The organism is Hoeflea algicola, from assembly GCF_026619415.1.
In the GTDB taxonomy this organism is placed as follows: Bacteria; Pseudomonadota; Alphaproteobacteria; order Rhizobiales; family Rhizobiaceae; genus Hoeflea; species Hoeflea algicola.
This window is the reverse complement of record NZ_JAOVZR010000001.1, coordinates 3,857,746-3,875,544: the sequence shown is the minus strand read 5'-3', so window position 1 is coordinate 3,875,544 and position 17,799 is coordinate 3,857,746. Positions and strand designations below refer to the sequence as shown.

The following is a 17,799-nucleotide window of genomic DNA, read 5'->3' as shown; positions in this document are numbered from 1 at the left end:
CGTCCATTCGCGCTACCACCATGAAACCAGATTCAGCGCCTGAAGGAACATGTAATGACGCTTTATGCCGCCCTGACCGCCACCCGCCCCGAAAAGATGGCCACCGCAGCGCTTGTCGCGCTTGCCGGATCGATGCTGCTGACGCTGTCGGCCAAATTCGCCATCCCGTTCTACCCTGTGCCGCTGACCATGACGACCTTCGTCGTCATCGGGCTTGGTCTGGCGCTGGGACCACGGCTCGGCACGGCGGCTGTCGCTCTCTATCTGCTTCAGGGTGCAGCCGGTCTGCCGGTGTTTACCGGCACTCCGGAAAAGGGTCTGGGGCTCCTCTATATGGCGGGACCGACCGGCGGTTACCTCCTGGGCTTCCTGCTGGCGGCCTTCGTTGCCGGCACGCTGGCCGAACGCGGCATGGACCGCTCGCCTCTCCTGGCGTTCGTAGCCGCGCTTTTCGCCGGGGCAATCATCTATCTGCCCGGCCTGTTGTGGCTCGGCACGCTGCTTGGCTGGGACAAGCCGATTCTGGCCTGGGGCCTGATGCCGTTCATCCTCGGTGACCTCGCAAAGGCAGCGCTTGCGGCGATGGTGTTTCCGGCAGCGTGGTCGATGATCTCCAGTCAGGGAGGCCTTTGATGCGCGACATTATTGCAGAGGTTGAGCAGCGGCGCGAACAGGCCCGGCTTGGCGGCGGACAGAAGCGCATCGACGCACAGCATGCCAAGGGCAAGCTGACCGCGCGCGAACGGCTCGACGTGCTTCTCGACGAGGGATCGTTCGAGGAATACGACATGTACAAGACCCATCGCTGCACCGATTTCGGCATGGCCGAAACCACGGTGCCGGGCGACGGGGTGATTACCGGCTGGGGCACCATCAATGGCCGCCCGGTCTATGTGTTCTCACAGGATTTTACCGTGTTTGGCGGCTCGCTGTCGGAAACCCATGCGGAGAAAATCTGCAAGGTGATGGATCTGGCAGTGCAGAACGGCGTGCCGCTGATCGGTCTCAATGATTCCGGCGGCGCCCGCATCCAGGAAGGCGTGGCCTCGCTCGGCGGCTATGCCGAAGTGTTCTGGCGCAATGTCCAGGCCTCGGGCGTGATCCCGCAGATCTCGGTGATCATGGGCCCGTGCGCGGGCGGTGCGGTGTATTCGCCGGCGATGACCGACTTCATCTTCATGGTGAAAGACACAAGCTACATGTTCGTAACCGGCCCGGACGTGGTCAAGACCGTGACCAACGAGATCGTCACCGCCGAAGAACTCGGTGGTGCCTCGACCCACACCAAAAAATCCTCCGTCGCCGATGGCGCCTACGACAACGATGTCGAGGCGCTGATCGAAATCCGCCGGATGTTCGATTTCCTGCCGCTGTCGAGCCGCGAGCAACCGCCGGTGATCCCCACTGCGGACGCGCCGGACCGGATCGAGAATGCGCTGGATACGCTGATTCCGGACAATCCAAACAAGCCCTATGACATGCGCGAAGTGATCGCTCGTGTCGGCGACGAGGGCGATTTCTTCGAGATCCAGGGCGACCACGCCAGGAACATTCTCTGCGGCTTCATCCGCCTCAACGGCTCGACTGTCGGCGTCGTCGCCAACCAGCCGATGGTGCTGGCTGGCTGCCTCGACATCGATTCCTCGAAAAAGGCGGCGCGTTTCGTGCGCTTCTGCGACGCATTCAACATCCCGATCCTGACGCTGGTCGACGTACCCGGCTTCCTGCCCGGCGTCAGCCAGGAATATGGCGGCATCATCAAGCACGGAGCCAAGCTGCTGTTTGCCTATGCCGAAGCGACGGTGCCGAAGGTCACGGTGATCACCCGCAAGGCCTATGGCGGCGCCTATGACGTGATGAGCTCCAAGCACATCCGCGCCGACGTCAACTATGCCTGGCCGACGGCGCAAATCGCGGTGATGGGCGCCAAGGGCGCGACCGAGATCCTGTATCGCTCGGAACTGGGCGACCCGGACAAGATCGCCAAGCGCACCGCCGATTACGAGGACCGGTTCGCCAACCCGTTCGTCGCCGCCCAGCGCGGCTTCATCGACGAGGTGATCATGCCGCACTCGACGCGGCGCCGCGTGGTCCGCGCGTTTGAAATGCTGAAAACCAAGAAAGCCACCCACCCCTTGCGCAAGCACAACAACATTCCGTTGTGAGCCACCACACCACCCAGAGGACCACGCCATGAAGATCACCCGCGCAGGATCGACGCCTTCGGCCAAGGGGCCGGAAGATTACTTCACCGGCACGGTGCGGCTCGACAAGCTGGTTGCTGCGGAAGCGCCGGGGCGGGTTCAGGGGGCGTCGGTGACGTTCGAGCCGGGCGCGCGGACCGCCTGGCACACGCATCCGCTGGGGCAGACGATCATTGTCACCTCCGGCCTCGGCCGGGCGCAGCGCCAAGGCGGGCCTGTGGAGGAAATCCGGCCCGGTGACGTGGTCTGGTTTGCCGCCGGAGAAAAGCACTGGCATGGCGCAGCGCCCGATGTGGCAATGACCCACATCGCCATTCAGGAAGCGCTCGACGGGGTGGCTGTAGACTGGCTGGAGAAGGTGGAGGACGCAGACTATCTCGGCTGATCGGCAATGTGGCGGGCGCTCACGCGTTTTTGACCGGAAAACCGGTGCGCTCTACGGCTGCAATTCTTGCCTGTCCGGCCTATATCTCCCGGTGAGACAATTCTCGCCAAAAAGGACCAGATTTTTATGACTGACGAAACCACGTTCCCGCCCGAAAACAACCTGCCTGCCGGCTATCAACCCGCGAAAGTGTGGGAATGGAAGCAAGGCAATGGCGGCAAGTTCGCCAATATCAACCGCCCGGTCTCCGGACCGACCCATGGCAAGGAACTGCAGGTCGGCAAACATCCGCTGCAGCTCTACTCGCTGGCAACGCCGAATGGCGTCAAGGTGACCGTGATGCTCGAGGAGTTGCTCGCCTCCGGTCATTCGGGCGCGGAATACGACGCATGGCTGATCAATATCGGCGAAGGCGACCAGTTCGGATCGGGCTTTGTCGAGATCAATCCGAACTCGAAGATTCCGGCGATGGTCGACCGTTCGACTCCGAAACCGACGCGGCTGTTCGAAAGCGGCTCGATCCTGTTGTATCTGGCCGAGAAATTCGACGCGTTCCTGCCCAAGGACCCGGCCAAGCGCACCGAGGCGCTCAACTGGCTGTTCTGGCAGATGGGCTCCGGGCCGTTCCTGGGCGGTGGCTTCGGGCATTTCTATGCCTATGCGCCGATGAAGATCGAATATGCGATCGACCGCTTCGCCATGGAGGTCAAGCGCCAGCTTGATGTGCTCGACAAACGGTTGGCCGACAATGAATTCATGGCGGGTGACGAGTATTCGATTGCCGACATGGCAATCTGGCCCTGGTACGGCGTGCTCACGCAAGGCACGATCTATGGGGATGCCGCCACCTATCTCGATACCGAAAGCTACACCAACCTCATCCGCTGGACCAAGCAGATCGCGGAACGCCCCGCGGTCAAGCGTGGCCGCATGGTCAACCGCACCTTTGGCGATCCCGCCGAGCAGTTGCATGAGCGTCACGATGCCAGCGATTTTGATCTGCGCACGCAGGACAAGCTGGAAGCCCGAGAGAAAGGCGCGGCCTGATGGCAAAACTGCCGGAAATGACCAAGCATCGCGGTATCCCGTCCGGCCTGCCCGGCACGGGGTTCCAGTTCACCATCCGCCGCGCCAACCCGCGCGGGGTGACGGCGATCATCGCCCGGCGGCGCATGGCTGACCGGACGCCGACGGAGAAACTTGCTGATACCGCGTTTCTGCACGCGCTTTGGCACAAGTTCGGCGATGAGCCGTTCGAGCGCGGCAATCTTGATGCGGGTCGGATCAGCTGGCTGTTCGGTCGCGAAATCGTGGCCGCGGAAGACCCTTTCGATGCGCAATCCTACTCGGCCCTGCTGCAAATAGACGAGCGCACGGGGCGGGCAAATTACCCCGACGCGTTCGAGGATGTGCTGATCGTATGATGATGGCTTCTTCCCCTTTGGGGGAGAAAGCAATTTCGGTGGCCTAGCCACAGGCTAAACGCCCGAGTCCGCGGGAGAGGTCATGCCTCGCCGCTCCTCCTTTCCCGATCTTTGCCGGGAAAGACCAGACCAATTGCCCCGGAATGGCGGGTGCAAGAAAATTGAATTAGGTCCCCGGGCGCGCCCGGGGACAAGCGACGAATTTACGGGGCTTGAATGCCCCTCAATGGGGATGATGTGCATGTTTTCCAAGATCCTGATCGCCAATCGCGGTGAAATTGCCTGCCGGGTGATCAAGACCGCGCGTGCCATGGGCATCAAGACGGTGGCGGTCTATTCCGACGCCGACCGCAATGCCGTGCATGTCGAAATGGCCGACGAGGCCGTGCATATCGGCCCATCGCCAGCCAACCAGTCCTACCTGATCCCCGAGAAGATCATCGAAGCCTGCAAGCAGACCGGCGCGCAAGCGGTGCATCCAGGCTACGGGTTTCTCTCCGAGCGCGCCTCGTTCTGCGAAGCGCTGGAAGCCGAGGGCATTGCCTTCATCGGCCCGAAGGTCAAAGCCATCGAGGCGATGGGCGACAAGATCACCTCAAAGAAGATCGCCGCGGAAGCCGGTGTTTCGACCGTGCCCGGCCATATGGACCTGATCGACGACGAGGCCCATGCGGCCAAGATCGCCGCCGAAATCGGTTATCCGGTGATGATCAAGGCCTCGGCCGGCGGCGGCGGCAAGGGCATGCGCGTGGCTTGGAACGATGCCGAGGCGCGCGAGGGGTTTTCCCGCTCGAAATCCGAAGCGGCAAGCTCGTTTGGCGACGACCGGATCTTCATCGAGAAGTTCATCGAGGAGCCGCGGCATATCGAGATACAGCTGATCGGCGACAGCTTTGGCAATGTCATCTATCTGGGCGAACGCGAATGCTCGATCCAGCGACGCAACCAGAAAGTGGTCGAGGAAGCCCCCTCGCCTTTCCTTGACGCCGAAACCCGCAAGGCGATGGGCGAGCAATCGGTGGCGCTGGCCAAGGCGGTTGACTACCAGTCAGCCGGCACCGTCGAATTCATCGTCGACAAGCACCGCAAGTTCTATTTCCTGGAAATGAACACTCGGTTGCAGGTGGAGCACCCGGTGACCGAACTGATCACCGGCATCGATCTGGTCGAGCAGATGATCCGGGTTGCGGCCGGCGAGAAACTGTCATTTACCCAAGCCGATGTGAAACTGGATGGCTGGGCCGTGGAAAGCCGGCTCTATGCCGAAGACCCCTACCGCAATTTCCTGCCCTCGATCGGTCGGCTGACACGCTACCGGCCGCCGCAGGAAGGCACCATCGGCGACATCACCATCCGCAACGACACCGGCGTGACCGAGGGTTCGGAGATCTCGATGTTCTACGATCCGATGGTCGCCAAATTGTGCACCCATGCGCCGACGCGGCTGGAAGCGGTTGACGCCATGGCCGACGCGCTGGACCGGTTCGAAGTCGAAGGCATCGGCCACAACCTGCCGTTCCTGTCGGCGCTGATGCAGCACCCGCGCTGGCGCGAGGGGCGGCTGTCGACCGGTTTCATCGCCGAGGAATATCCCGACGGCTTCGGCCCGGTGCCACCGACCGAGGCAGTGGTCGAGCGCTTCGCCATCGCAGCCCTGCTGCTCAGCCACATTCACGACAAGCGCAACGCCAAGATCTCCGGCGCACGCTTCAACCAGGCTGAAAAACGCGCCCATGAGGACAGGGTGGCGCGCGTCGCCGGCCATGAAATCAACGGCCATATCGATGACAGCAACGGCGGCTACATGGTGCGCCTGTCGAGCCGCGAGGCAATGCAGGTGTCGACCGACTGGACGCCCGGCGCGCGGCTTGCCAATGTCACCATCAACGGCACCGGATACGCCATCAAGGTGGAACCCGCCGACGCTGGCTGGCGGCTGAGACAACTTGGTGTAGACGTCAAGGTGCAGGTGTTCAGCCCGCGGATTGCGGAACTGGCGCGGCTAATGCCTGAAAAGGTGGCGCCCGACACCTCGAAATTCCTGCTCTGCCCGATGCCCGGACTGATCGTTTCGATCGCCGTGAGCGAGGGCGACGAAGTGCAGGAAGGCCAGACGCTGGCGGTGGTCGAGGCGATGAAGATGGAAAACGTGCTGAAGGCCGAGCGCAAGGGCACGGTCTCCAGCATCCCGGTCAAGGCAGGCGACAGCCTTGCCGTCGACGAGATCATCATGGAGTTCGCGCAATGACCAAGACCAAACGCGACTGGCTCGAGCTTGCCACCAAGGATCTCAAGGGCAAGCCGATCGAAAGCCTCAACACGGCAACACCCGAAGGCATCACGCTGCAACCGCTCTACACAGTGGAAGACCTGCCCGAACAGGCAGCCACCGAGCTGCCGGGGTTTGCGCCGTTCACCCGTGGGGTTCGCGCCACCATGTATGCCGGCCAGCCCTGGACCATCCGCCAATATGCGGGATTCTCGACCGCGGAAGAGAGCAACGCGTTTTACCGCAAGAACCTCGCTGCCGGCCAAAAAGGCCTTTCAGTCGCCTTCGATCTGGCCACCCACCGGGGCTATGATTCCGACCATCCGAGGGTCACCGGCGATGTCGGCAAGGCCGGCGTGGCAATCGATTCCGTCGAGGACATGAAGATCCTGTTCGACGGCATTCCGCTCGGCGAGATGAGCGTGTCGATGACCATGAACGGGGCGATCCTGCCGGTACTGGCGATGTTCATCGTTGCCGGTGAGGAACAGGGCGTTGACCGCAAGGCGCTTACCGGCACCGTGCAGAACGACATCCTCAAGGAATTCATGGTTCGCAACACCTATATCTATTCGCCGGAACCCTCGATGCGGATCGTTGCCGACATCATCGAGTTCACGGCCAAGGAAATGCCGAAATTCAACTCGATCTCGATTTCCGGCTACCACATGCAGGAAGCCGGCGCGACGCTGGCGCAGGAACTGGCCTACACGCTGGCCGACGGCATGGAATATGTCCGCGCGGCGATGGCCAAGGGGCTCGATGTGGATGCCTTTGCCGGCCGGCTGTCATTCTTCTTCTGCATCGGCATGAACGTGTTCATGGAAGCGGCCAAGCTGCGCGCGGCGCGGCAGATGTGGTCAAAGATCATGACCGACTTCGGCGCCAAATCCGAGCGCTCGAAGATGCTCCGCACTCATTGTCAGACATCCGGCGTGTCGCTGACCGAGCAGGATCCCTACAACAACGTGGTGCGCACCGCGTTTGAAGCCATGGCCGCCGTGCTTGGCGGCACCCAGTCGCTGCACACCAATTCGTTTGACGAGGCAATCGCGCTGCCGACCGAATTCTCGGCCCGCATTGCCCGCAACACGCAGCTGATCCTGGCGCATGAAACCGGCATCACCAATGTCGTCGATCCGCTCGGCGGCTCCTACTATGTCGAGAAGCTGACGGCTGATCTCGCCGAGAAAGCCTGGGAGCTGATCGCAGAGGTCGAGGCGCTTGGCGGCATGACCAAGGCTGTCGAGCAAGGCCTGCCGAAGATGCGCATCGAGGAGGCCGCAGCCCGCCGGCAGGCACGGATCGACCGTGGCGAGGATGTGATCGTCGGCGTCAACCGGTTCCGGCTCGACGACGAACCGCAGGTCGACATCTTGAACATCGACACCGACAAGGTGCGCGCCGGCCAGGTGGCGCGGCTCAAGAAAATGCGCGACAGCCGCGATGGCAAGGTGCACCAGGCAGCCCTTGCGGAACTGGAAAAGGTCGCAGCGTCCGGCAAGGGCAACCTGCTTTCGGCCGCCGTCGATGCGGCGCGGGCGCGGGCTTCGCTGGGCGAGATTTCCGACGCCATGGAGCGCGGCTTTGGCGGACGCCACCGGGCGGTGACGCGGGTGATCAGCGGCGTCTATGAGGACGCTTACGGCTCCGATCCGGAATACCAGGCGATCCGCGAACGCATCGCAGATTATACCACCGAGAAAGGCCGGGCGCCGCATGTGCTGGTGGCCAAGATGGGCCAGGACGGCCACGACCGCGGCGCCAAGGTGATCGCCACGGCGTTTGCCGACATGGGCTTCAAGGTGGACCTCACCGACATGTTCGAGACGCCTCAGGAAGTCACCGAGAAGGCGATCACACTCGGCGTCGACGTGGTCGGCGTGTCATCGCTGGCGGCAGGTCACAAATCGCTGGTGCCAGACCTGATCAACCGGCTGAAAGACAAGGGCCGTGCCGACATTCAGGTGGTGGTCGGCGGCGTTATCCCCGAACAGGATTACGCCTTCCTGCGCGAAGCCGGCGTGGCCGAAATTTTCGGCCCGGGCTCAAATGTGCTGGATGCCGCCAACGCCGTGCTGGCGCGGGTATCGGGGCTGAAGCGGAATATCTGAGGAGCAAGCCACCTTCCTTCTCCCCTTGTGGGAGAAGGTGGATACGGGCGTTCCGTGAACGCCCGTAGACGGATAAGGGGTGCTGTCAAGCACACCGGGCAGCGTCACACCCCCCAGGTCCGCTCCAGCAGCGCTACCCAGTTCTTCCGGGCGATCTTCTCGATCAACTCTTCGCCATATTGCCGCTCCCGCATCTGCCCGATCAGTGCCTGGACGCCGGTGACGTCGCCGATCACATCGGGGAGTTCGGCGCCGTCGAAATCGGAGCCAAAACCGACATGGTCTTCGCCGAGCTTGTCGACCAGATGATCGAGATGGCGCATCACCGGGTCCCAGCCGCAATCGGTTGCCTTGCGGCCATCCTCGCGCAGGAACAGGGTGGCGTAGTTGAGCCCCACCATGCCGCCACTCTCGCGGATCATCGCAAGCTGACGGTCGGTGAGATTACGGGTCGAGGGCGTGACCGCATGGGCGTTGGAATGGGTGGCGACCAGCGGCGCATCCGAGAGCCGGGCGACGTCGTCAAAGCCCTTTTCATTGAGATGCGACAGATCGATCATGATCCTGAGCTCGTTGCAGGCCTTGACCAGCTGCTTGCCGGCATCGGTCAGGCCCGGCCCGGTGTCGGGGTCGCCCGGAAAGCGGAACGGCACGCCGTGGCCGAAGATTGTCGGCCGGCTCCACACCGGGCCGAGCGATCTCAACCCCATGACATGGAACGCGTAGAGCGCATCGAGATCCGCGCCGATGGCTTCCGCGCCCTCCATGTGCATGATTGCCGCAATGGTGCCGTCGGCCATGCAGGCATGCAGATCGGCGGTGGTGCGGCAGATCTTCAGGGCGCCGGCAGCGGCGCGCTCCATCCACATCAGGTGGCCTGCCATGGCCAGCGCGATATGCTGGGTTTCGCTTGCTGTCATCAGGCCAGGCAGCGGCAGATCATAGGGCGGGGCGTCCATCATCGCCTCATAATCGGGCGCGTCCGCTTCCGGTGGAGAAGGAATGTAAATTGCGAAAAAGCCGCCAGCAAAGCCCGCCTTCTGCATTCGCGGCAGGTCGAGATGGCCCTCCTCACCGGCTCCAAGCCATAATTCCTCGCGCTGTTCCGGCGTTCGCAGCAGGCGCAAGAGAAAATCATTGTGACCATCGATGAAGGGCACATTGGGCATGGGGGACATGGGTGGCTCCGTTCAGTTTTGCCGGGCGGGGTCGCGGGTAAACCCCTCGCTGGCTGTCAGTAGATTGCGTGTGTAATCGTCTTTGGTGGCGTGCGCCTGCAGCTGCTCCCGGGTCAGTTCCTCGACCACCTCGCCGCCCTGCATCACCACAAGACGATCGCACATATGCGAGACCACCGCCAGATCATGGCTGACCAGCACATAGGTCAGACCGCGCTCGGCGCGCAGGCGATCGAGCAGGTTGAGCACCTCGGCTTGAATCGAGGCGTCGAGTGCCGAGGTCGGCTCGTCGAGCAGGATCACCTTCGGCTCCAGAATCAGCGCCCGGGCGATAGCGACACGCTGGCGTTGGCCACCGGAAAGCTGATGCGGATAGCGAAAGCGGAATCCAGCCCCAAGGCCGACATCGTCAAGCGCCTGCTCGACGCGCTGCTCGCGCCGGTCGAAGTCGTGAATGGCCAACGGCTCGGAAAGCACCCGGTCAATGGTATGGCGCGGGTGCAGCGAGGCGTAGGGATCTTGAAACACCATTTGCACGCGGCGGTAAAAATCAGCATCGCGAGGTTGGGTCAGCGGCTTGCCGTCAATTAGAATGCGCCCGCCGGTGACCGGCGCCAGACCGCAAATGGCGCGCAGCACGGTCGATTTTCCTGACCCGCTTTCGCCGACAATGCCGAAGCTTTCTTCTTCCTCGACGGAAATAGAGACGCCGCGCAACGCATGCACCAGGCGGTCGGCGCCGCCAAATGTGACTTCAAGATTTTCTATTTCCAGCAGCACCGCATCACCCTTCGTTCAGCCAGGCGGCATCGCGCGCCAGCACCGGCAACGGCCGTTGATCGCCGGCAATTTTGGGCAGGCAGTTGAGCAGGCCCTGGGTATAGGGATGGCGGGCCTCACCGAGCTTGCTGGCGTCGAGTTCCTCGACCACCTGACCGGCATACATCACCAGCACCCGATCACAAAAGGTCGAAACCAGTTGCAGGTCATGGCTGATGAAGATCAGCCCCATGCCGCGCTCGCTGACCAGCCGGTCGAGAATCCGCAGCACTTCGATCTGGACGGTAACATCCAGCGCCGAGGTGGGTTCGTCGGCAATCAGCAGATCCGGCTCGGTGACCAGCATCATGGCGATCATCGCGCGCTGCCCCATGCCGCCGGAAAGCTCGTGCGGATAGGCGGCCATCACCCGCTCGGGATCACGGATCTGCACCGCCTCGAGCATGGCCACGGATTTGTCGCGCGCCTCGGAGCGGCCGCCATGCAGCTTGACCGCTTCCATTATCTGCTTGCCGATGGTCATCACCGGATTGAGCGAGAATTTCGGATCCTGCATGACCATCGACATCCGCGCCCCGCGCAAGGCCCGCCATTGCATGGCATCGGCTTGGCGCAGGTCAATGCCGTCGAATTCGAGCTTGTCGGCCGTGGCTGTGCCGGTGGCGGGCGTCAGACCCAGGATCGCGCGACCGGTCTGGGACTTGCCGGAGCCGCTTTCGCCGACAATGCCGAGCCGTTCACGGCCGAGACTGAAGCTGACACCACGGACCACTTCCACCGGACCTTGCCGCGAGGGAAACGAAATCCGCAGGTTCTCGACCGTCAGCAGCGGGCTCATTTGGCAGCCTTCGGATCAAGCACGTCGCGGAGACCATCGCCGAGCAGATTGAACCCCAGCGAAACCACGAAAATGGCGATACCGGGCATGGTTGCCACCCACCAATAATCGATGAGGAAGCGGCGTCCGCCGGCAATCATCGCGCCCCATTCGGGCTGCGGCGGCTGGGCGCCAAGGCCGAGAAAACCAAGGCCTGCAGCGGTGAGGATGATGCCGGCCATGTCGAGGGTAACGCGGATGATCACCGACGACAGGCATAGGGGCGTTACATGGCCCCAGATGATGCGCAGCGAGGAGGCACCCTGCAGCCGGATGGCGTCGATGTGCTCGGCATTGCGGATGGTCAGGGTTTCGGCGCGGGCAAGGCGCGCGTAGGGCGGCCAGGAGGTGATTGCGATGGCGATGATGGCATTTTCGATGCCCGGCCCCAGCGCTGCGACAAAGGCCAGCGCCAGGATCAGCCGTGGAAAGGCCAGAAAAATGTCGGTGATCCGCATCAGCACGGTGTCGAGCCAGCCGCCATAATAGCCTGAAGTGGTGCCGACCAGAAGCCCGATCGGCGTGGCGATGATCGCCACCAGCGCCACCACCATCAGCGTCAGCCGGGCGCCGTGAACGACGCGGCTGAAAATATCACGGGCAAGATCATCGGTGCCCATCAGATGAACCATTGATGGCGGCAGCAGCCGTGCCGTGCGCAGATCTCCTCCGAGAACCGGGTCAAAAGGGGCGATGACATCGGCGAAGATGGCGATCAGCACCAGCAGCACGACAATGGTCAGCCCGACCATGCCGAGCCGGTTTGAGCGGAAAGCAAGCCAAGTGCGCCAGGCCTGACCGATGCGGGCCTGGCCGCGCGAAGCCGGCTGCTCGCTCAGCAGCCATTCTCTGAAGCCTTCGCGTTCAGGTGTGGCGGTCATGTGCGCCTCCTGACCCGGGGATCGAGCAGGGTGTAGAGAAAATCAGACAACAGGTTGAGGCCGACAAAAATGATGCCTATCAGCAGGGTGCCACCAAGCACTGCGTTCATATCGGCGTTCTGCAGGGAATTGGTGAGATACTGCCCCAGACCCGGCCAGGCAAACACGGTTTCGGTCAGGACCGAGCCCTCCAGCAGGCCGGCATAGGACAGCGTAATCACGGTGACTAGCGGCACGGCGGCATTCCTGAGCGCATGCACCCAGATGATGCGCCATTCAGCCACGCCCTTGACCCGGGCGGTGACGATGTATTCCTGCGCCAATTCGTTGAGCATGAAGCTGCGGGTCATGCGGGCGATATAGGCCATCGAATAATAGCCCAGCAGCGCTGCCGGCAGGGCGATGTGGGAAACCACATTGCGAAACGCATCCCACTGGCCCTGCATGGCGGTGTCGAGCAGAAACAGTCCGGTGGTCGGGGTAAAGGCATATTCATAGGAAATGTCGATGCGCCCGGGACCGGCGACGAGGCCCCACTTGGCGTAAAATATCAAAAGTCCGACCAGGCCGAGCCAGAAGATCGGCGCCGAATAGCCGATCAGGCCCAAAATCCGCACCACCTGATCTGCCAGTTTGCCCTGCCGCACCGCCGCCCAGACGCCAACCGGCACGCCGAAAAGGGTGCCGATGATGATCCCCACCGTGGCGAGTTCCAGGGTGGCGGGAAAGGCCCGGGCGATATCATCGATGATCGGCTTCTTGGTCAGAAAGCTCTCACCGAAATCGCCGGTTACGGCTTTTTCGACATAGAGCGCGAACTGCACATAGAGCGGCTGATCAAGTCCGAGTTCGACAAAGGCCTTGTCGTAGGTCGATTGCGAGGCGCGGTCGCCGACCACGGCAAGCACCGGATCAACGGGAACCACCCGGCCGATCAGGAAGGTAACAACCAACAGGCCAAGGATCGTGAACGCCACGGTCGCTGCCAGCCGCATGGCCTTGCCGAGAACGGCCGGAAGGGCGCTGCGGCGCCCTTCCGATGAGTCAGACAGAGCGGTCAACTACTTGGTCACCGCCTTGAAGGAGTTGTCGTTAAACGACGGTCCAACGACAAAACCTTCGACATTCTTGCGTCGGGCGAGAACCTCGATCTCCTGGAACATGATGACAAACGGCGATGTCTGCTGGTGCTCTGTCTGCAGGTCGACATACATCTGCGCGCGTTTGCCAGCATCGGCTTCGAGCACGGCGGCATCGGCCTTGGCTGTCATTTCCGGGATATCCCAGGCATTGCGCCAGGCCAGCGGCTTGGAGGCCGCGTCATCGGAGTTGTCGGGGTTACGGGCAAAGGTATCGGCATTGGTATGCGGATCCTGATAGTCCGGGCCCCAGCGGCCGATATAGATGTCGTGGTTGCGGGCACGATACTTGGTAAGCGTCTGCTGACCATCACCCGGGATCAATTCCATCTTGATGCCGGCCATGGCCATGGTCTGCTGAATGGCCTGGCCCATGGCGGTGATTTCGTTGGTGTTGCGGGTGTCCATGGTGACGGTGAAGCCATCCGGCAGGCCGGCTTCGGCCAGCAGTTCCTTGGCCTTGTCGACACTGAGCGAGAACGGGGTGTCCTCGAGTGCGCCAAGGAAGCCGCGTGGCAGGAAGGCCTGATGCGGGATCACCTTGCCCTTCATGATGGTGTCGGCGATGGTCGCGTAATCGACCAGATATTTCATCGCCTGGCGAACCTCGGGCTTGGCCAGGTTCTCGTTCTTCTGGTTGAGACCGAGATAGTAGATCGATCCCTTGACGCCATCTTCGATTACGATGTCGGCATTGGTCGACATTGCCGAAATTTCCTCGGCGCTGACATTGCGGGCAATGTCGATGTCGCCCTTTTCCAGCAACAGGCGCTGGGTCGCGGTTTCGGGAATGTGACGGTAGATAGCACGGGCCATCGGCGGTGCTTTTCCGGAATAATTGTCGTTGCGCTCAAGCACCACTGCTTCGTTGGCGCGCCAGTCGCGAATGGTGAAGGCGCCGGAACCGGCGTAGTTGGTCTTGAGCCAGTTGTAGCCGAAATCGCCGTCAACTTCGTGGCTGGTCACCAGTTCCTTGTCGACGATGAAGCCGACCGTCGCGGTCAGGCAATACAGCACCAGCGTCGGCGCGTAGGGCTTGTCCATCTCGAATTCGAAACTCATGTCGCCGGTCTTGCGGATCATCGCATCGACATTGTCGGGCGTGAAGCCGAACTGGCTGAGGATGAAGGCCGGTGACTTGTCGAGCTTGATCACCCGTTGCAGCGTATAGACCGCGTCATCGGCGGTGATCGGGTTGCCGGAGGCGAATTTCATGTCCGGGCGAATGGTGAAGGAGAAGGTCTTGCCGTCCTCGGAGATTTCCCATTTCTCGGCGATAACGCCAAAGATTTCAGATACGTCCTTGACGTTGTAGCCAACCAGACCCTGATAGGAGTTGCCAAGGATCTCGGAGGCGCTGAATTCGAACACTTCAGCCGGATCGAGGGTGATGATGTCATCAATGGCCCAGGCTTGTATCAGCGTGTCGGCCGGCGTTTCAGCTTGCGCGGTGACTGGCGTGAAAGCGGCCGCTGTGCACATCAGCGCAACCGCCACGAATTTCTGAACGTGTCTCACCATAACTCTCCCTGTTGAAATTGTTCCCTAATTCGCGACGCTGGACCGGGGCGGTTCGTTCCGTCCCATACCAGCCGAAGACATAATCAGCACACAGGGGGGCATGACTGTCAAGCAAAGCTTCCGGTGGGGAAACCCGCGTCTCGGGCAGCGGCAAGCCGGACCGCATTCAAGGTCAAGTGGTGGAAACCGGGAGCAAAAGTGCGTAGCGGATAGAAACCCTGTTTCACTCGGCTGAAACAGATGGAAGCGGTTCCACCTGACCGTGCAACCAACCCCTGGGCGCCTTACAAATGCAACCCGCGACCAAGGGCTGCAAGTGCGGATTCCTGGATCGCCTCGCCCATGGTCGGATGGGCATGGATGGTATCGGCGATATCCTCGAGCCGGACGCCCATTTCGATGGCCAGAGAAAAAGCGCTGGCGAATTCGGCGACACCGGCGCCCACGGCCTCGATGCCGAGCACGACATGATTGTCTTCGCGCGCGATCACCCGAACGAAGCCGTCCTCGCGGGCAAGCGACATGGCACGGCCATTAGCGCGGAATGGGAAAGTTCCGACCAGCACGGCCTGACCATCGCGGCGGGCGGCATCCGGGCCAAGCCCGACGGAAACAATTTCCGGGTCGGTAAAGCAGACGGCGGGGATGGCGCGCTTGTCCCAGACACGGGGTTGGCCAGCGATCAGATCGGCGACCATTTCACCCTGGGCCATGGCGCGGTGAGCCAGCATCGGCTCGCCGGTGACATCGCCGATGGCATAAACACCACGCATGGCTGTGCGGCACTGGTTGTCGATGCGGATGAACGGCCCGTCCATCGGCAAGGCCAGTTGCTCGAGTCCAAAACCTTGAGTGCGCGGTCGGCGGCCGACCGCGACCAGTATCTTGTCGGCAGCAAGCGTGATGTCGGACCCGTCGTCTGTGGCGACCTGCAGGGTTTCGCCGTCGTCCGTCAGGCCGGTGACCTTGGCGCCGGTCATGACTTCGACACCGAGTGCCGCCAGCCGCTTGGCAACCGGGCCGGTAAGTTCCGCGTCCCAGACCGGCAATATCCGCGGTGCGGCCTCGACCACGGTGACCTTGACGCCGAGCTTGGCGTAGGCGGTACCGATTTCCAGACCGATATAGCCGCCGCCAACGACGACCAGGCTTTCAGGCAATTGGGTGAGCGCCAGCGCACCGGTGGAGGAGATCACCTTGCCGCCAAAGGGCAGCGACGGCAATTCAACCGGCTCCGATCCAGTGGCGATGACAATGGTCTCGGCATGAACGGTTTGCGGACCGAGATCGGTTTCGACGGTCACGGTCTTGCCATCGCGGATGCTGGCGCGGCCGCGGAGCGACTTGGCTCCGGCTTTCTTGAGCAGCCCGGCGACGCCGCCGGTAAGCCGGGTGACGATACCATCTTTCCAGGCCATGGTCTTGCCGAGATCGATCGCCGGAGAAGCGGCTGAAAGACCGAAGGGCGAGCCACCGGTGGCTGCTTCGGTGAGCTTGTGGAATTCCTCGCCGGCGTGGATCAGCGCCTTCGATGGAATGCAGCCGATATTGAGGCAGGTGCCGCCGAGCGGCCCCTCGTCAACGATCAGCGTGTCGATGCCGAGCTGGGCCGCACGGATTGCAGTGACATAACCGCCGGGACCGCCGCCGATGATCAGGAGCTTACAGACAATCTCGGCCATATCAGCCCTCCACAAAAATCAGCGCCGGGGTTTCCAGCAGGGTTTTCAGCCGCTTGACGAATATCGCCGCATCCCATCCATCGATCACCCGGTGATCGAAGCTTGACGACAGATTCATGATCTTGCGCGGAACGAACTGGGCGCCATCCCAGACCGGGCGCATGGCCATCTTGTTGACCCCGACAATTGCCGTTTCGGGCGCATTGATCAGCGGCGTGGTGGCAATCGCCCCCAGCGCGCCGAGCGAGGTGATGGTGATGGTCGAGCCGGACAGCTCATCGCGCAGCGCGGTGTTGTCGCGAGCCGCTTCGGCAACGCGGGCGATCTCGATGGCCGTGTCATCCAGCGAACGGCTTTCGGCATGGCGGACAACCGGTACCTTCAGCCCCTGCGGCGTCTGGGTGGCGATGCCGACGTGAACGCCGGCGAATTGCCGGAGCTGGCCTGCCTCGTCGTCATGATGGGCATTCATGTCAGGCTGGTCTGCGACCGCCCGCACCAGCGCCTGGACCAAAAACGGCAGGATGGTAAGGCGCGGCTTGCCTTCCTTGCGTTCGGCGTTCAGGCCGGCGCGCAGTTCCTCAAGCGCGCTAACGTCGATTTCCTCGACGATGGTGATATGCGGCACCTTCGACCAGGTCTGGCCGAGCTTGCGCGAGATCGCCCGGCGCAGGCCGATGATCGGGATCTCGGTGACTTCGGTGCGGCGTACACGTCCGCCGGTGACCGGCGCCGATTCCGGCGCATCGAGCCAGGCGTCGAGATCGGCATGGGTAAGGCGACCGGCCGGACCGGACCCCGATACGCGCCTGAGATCAACGCCTGCCTCAAGCGCGCGGCGGCGGATGGCGGGGCTTGCGAGCGGCTTTTCGCCGGCGGCACGGCGCGGGGGCTGAACGTGCCGGGCGGGTACGCCCGATGCTGGCGCGGCAGGCTTGGCGCTATGCGTTTCGGCATCCGTTGCCGGTTTGGCCGGTGCTGCGTTTTTTTGTTCGGGCGCAGGTTCTGGTGCGTCAGAGGGAGCTGCGTCGGGCGTGGCCGGGGGAGCCTGCGCGGGTTCGGGCGCTGCGGCCTCGATCTGCGCATTAGCATCGGGCGAGATCCTGACCAGATCGGCGCCGACCGAGATCATGTCGCCCACCTTGCCGCCGAGCCAGATCACCTTGCCGGTGATCGATGACGGAATCTCAACCGTGGCCTTGTCGGTCATCACCGCGGCGATCACATCGTCTTCGCGGACCATGTCGCCCGGCTGGGCGTGCCATTCCACCAGTTCCGCCTCGGCAATACCTTCGCCGACATCGGGCATGCGGATGACAAAAATCTCGTTATCGGAATTTCCCAT

General features: G+C 62.4%; 15 protein-coding genes. 7 read left to right on the top strand and 8 right to left on the bottom strand.

Annotated elements, in window-relative coordinates; all coding sequences use genetic code 11:
* Window positions 1-54: 54 nt before the first annotated feature.
* The 7 genes from OEG84_RS18830 to scpA all read left to right on the top strand — a co-directional run bounded on the left by OEG84_RS18830 (window position 55) and on the right by scpA (window position 8,396).
* Window positions 55-633, top strand: coding sequence for a biotin transporter BioY (locus tag OEG84_RS18830; RefSeq protein WP_267655152.1), 579 nt, complete (start codon window positions 55-57; stop codon window positions 631-633).
* Window positions 633-2,165 (top strand): acyl-CoA carboxylase subunit beta, encoded by a 1,533-nt coding sequence (locus OEG84_RS18825; RefSeq protein ID WP_267655151.1) that lies wholly within the window; start codon window positions 633-635, stop codon window positions 2,163-2,165. Before OEG84_RS18830 ends, OEG84_RS18825 begins: the two co-directional genes overlap by 1 nt.
* Window positions 2,166-2,193: 28 nt before the next feature.
* Window positions 2,194-2,589 (top strand): (R)-mandelonitrile lyase, encoded by a 396-nt coding sequence (locus tag OEG84_RS18820; protein ID WP_267655150.1) that lies wholly within the window; start codon window positions 2,194-2,196, stop codon window positions 2,587-2,589.
* Window positions 2,590-2,715: 126 nt separating this feature from the next.
* Entirely contained in the window at window positions 2,716-3,636 is a 921-nt protein-coding gene (gene yghU, locus OEG84_RS18815) for a glutathione-dependent disulfide-bond oxidoreductase (RefSeq protein ID WP_267655149.1), read from the top strand.
* A complete protein-coding gene (locus tag OEG84_RS18810; RefSeq protein WP_267655148.1) occupies window positions 3,636-4,013 on the top strand; it encodes a hypothetical protein in 378 nt (125 codons plus the stop codon). The genes yghU and OEG84_RS18810 overlap by 1 nt, the downstream gene beginning before the upstream one ends.
* 241 nt (window positions 4,014-4,254) lie before the next feature.
* A complete protein-coding gene (locus OEG84_RS18805) occupies window positions 4,255-6,261 on the top strand; it encodes an acetyl-CoA carboxylase biotin carboxylase subunit (RefSeq protein ID WP_267655147.1) in 2,007 nt (668 codons plus the stop codon).
* The gene (gene scpA, locus OEG84_RS18800; protein ID WP_267655146.1) at window positions 6,258-8,396 is read left to right on the top strand and encodes a methylmalonyl-CoA mutase; all 2,139 of its coding nucleotides are present in this window, start codon (window positions 6,258-6,260) and stop codon (window positions 8,394-8,396) included. Before OEG84_RS18805 ends, scpA begins: the two co-directional genes overlap by 4 nt.
* A gap of 104 nt (window positions 8,397-8,500) precedes the next feature.
* Here the strand turns inward: scpA and OEG84_RS18795 are convergent, their stop codons facing one another.
* The 8 genes from OEG84_RS18795 to OEG84_RS18760 all read right to left on the bottom strand — a co-directional run bounded on the left by OEG84_RS18795 (window position 8,501) and on the right by OEG84_RS18760 (window position 17,799).
* Window positions 8,501-9,574: a dipeptidase gene (locus tag OEG84_RS18795; RefSeq protein WP_267655145.1), complete on the bottom strand. Its 1,074-nt coding sequence runs from the start codon at window positions 9,572-9,574 to the stop codon at window positions 8,501-8,503.
* Window positions 9,575-9,586: 12 nt separating this feature from the next.
* Window positions 9,587-10,351, bottom strand: a complete 765-nt coding sequence (locus OEG84_RS18790; protein WP_267656256.1) for an ABC transporter ATP-binding protein — start codon at window positions 10,349-10,351, stop codon at window positions 9,587-9,589.
* Window positions 10,352-10,358: 7 nt separating this feature from the next.
* Entirely contained in the window at window positions 10,359-11,192 is an 834-nt protein-coding gene (locus OEG84_RS18785; RefSeq protein WP_267655144.1) for an ABC transporter ATP-binding protein, read from the bottom strand.
* Window positions 11,189-12,112 (bottom strand): ABC transporter permease, encoded by a 924-nt coding sequence (locus tag OEG84_RS18780; RefSeq protein ID WP_267655143.1) that lies wholly within the window; start codon window positions 12,110-12,112, stop codon window positions 11,189-11,191. The genes OEG84_RS18785 and OEG84_RS18780 overlap by 4 nt, the downstream gene beginning before the upstream one ends.
* Window positions 12,109-13,107, bottom strand: coding sequence for an ABC transporter permease (locus OEG84_RS18775; protein ID WP_267655142.1), 999 nt, complete (start codon window positions 13,105-13,107; stop codon window positions 12,109-12,111). The genes OEG84_RS18780 and OEG84_RS18775 overlap by 4 nt, the downstream gene beginning before the upstream one ends.
* A gap of 66 nt (window positions 13,108-13,173) precedes the next feature.
* Window positions 13,174-14,772: an ABC transporter substrate-binding protein gene (locus OEG84_RS18770; RefSeq protein ID WP_267655141.1), complete on the bottom strand. Its 1,599-nt coding sequence runs from the start codon at window positions 14,770-14,772 to the stop codon at window positions 13,174-13,176.
* Between the two features lie 284 nt (window positions 14,773-15,056).
* Window positions 15,057-16,454 carry a dihydrolipoyl dehydrogenase gene (gene lpdA, locus OEG84_RS18765; protein ID WP_267655140.1) on the bottom strand — a complete coding sequence of 466 codons (1,398 nt, stop codon included), beginning with the start codon at window positions 16,452-16,454 and terminating at the stop codon, window positions 15,057-15,059.
* A 1-nt stretch (window position 16,455) separates the two neighbouring features.
* Window positions 16,456-17,799, bottom strand: coding sequence for a dihydrolipoamide acetyltransferase family protein (locus tag OEG84_RS18760; protein WP_267655139.1), 1,344 nt, complete (start codon window positions 17,797-17,799; stop codon window positions 16,456-16,458).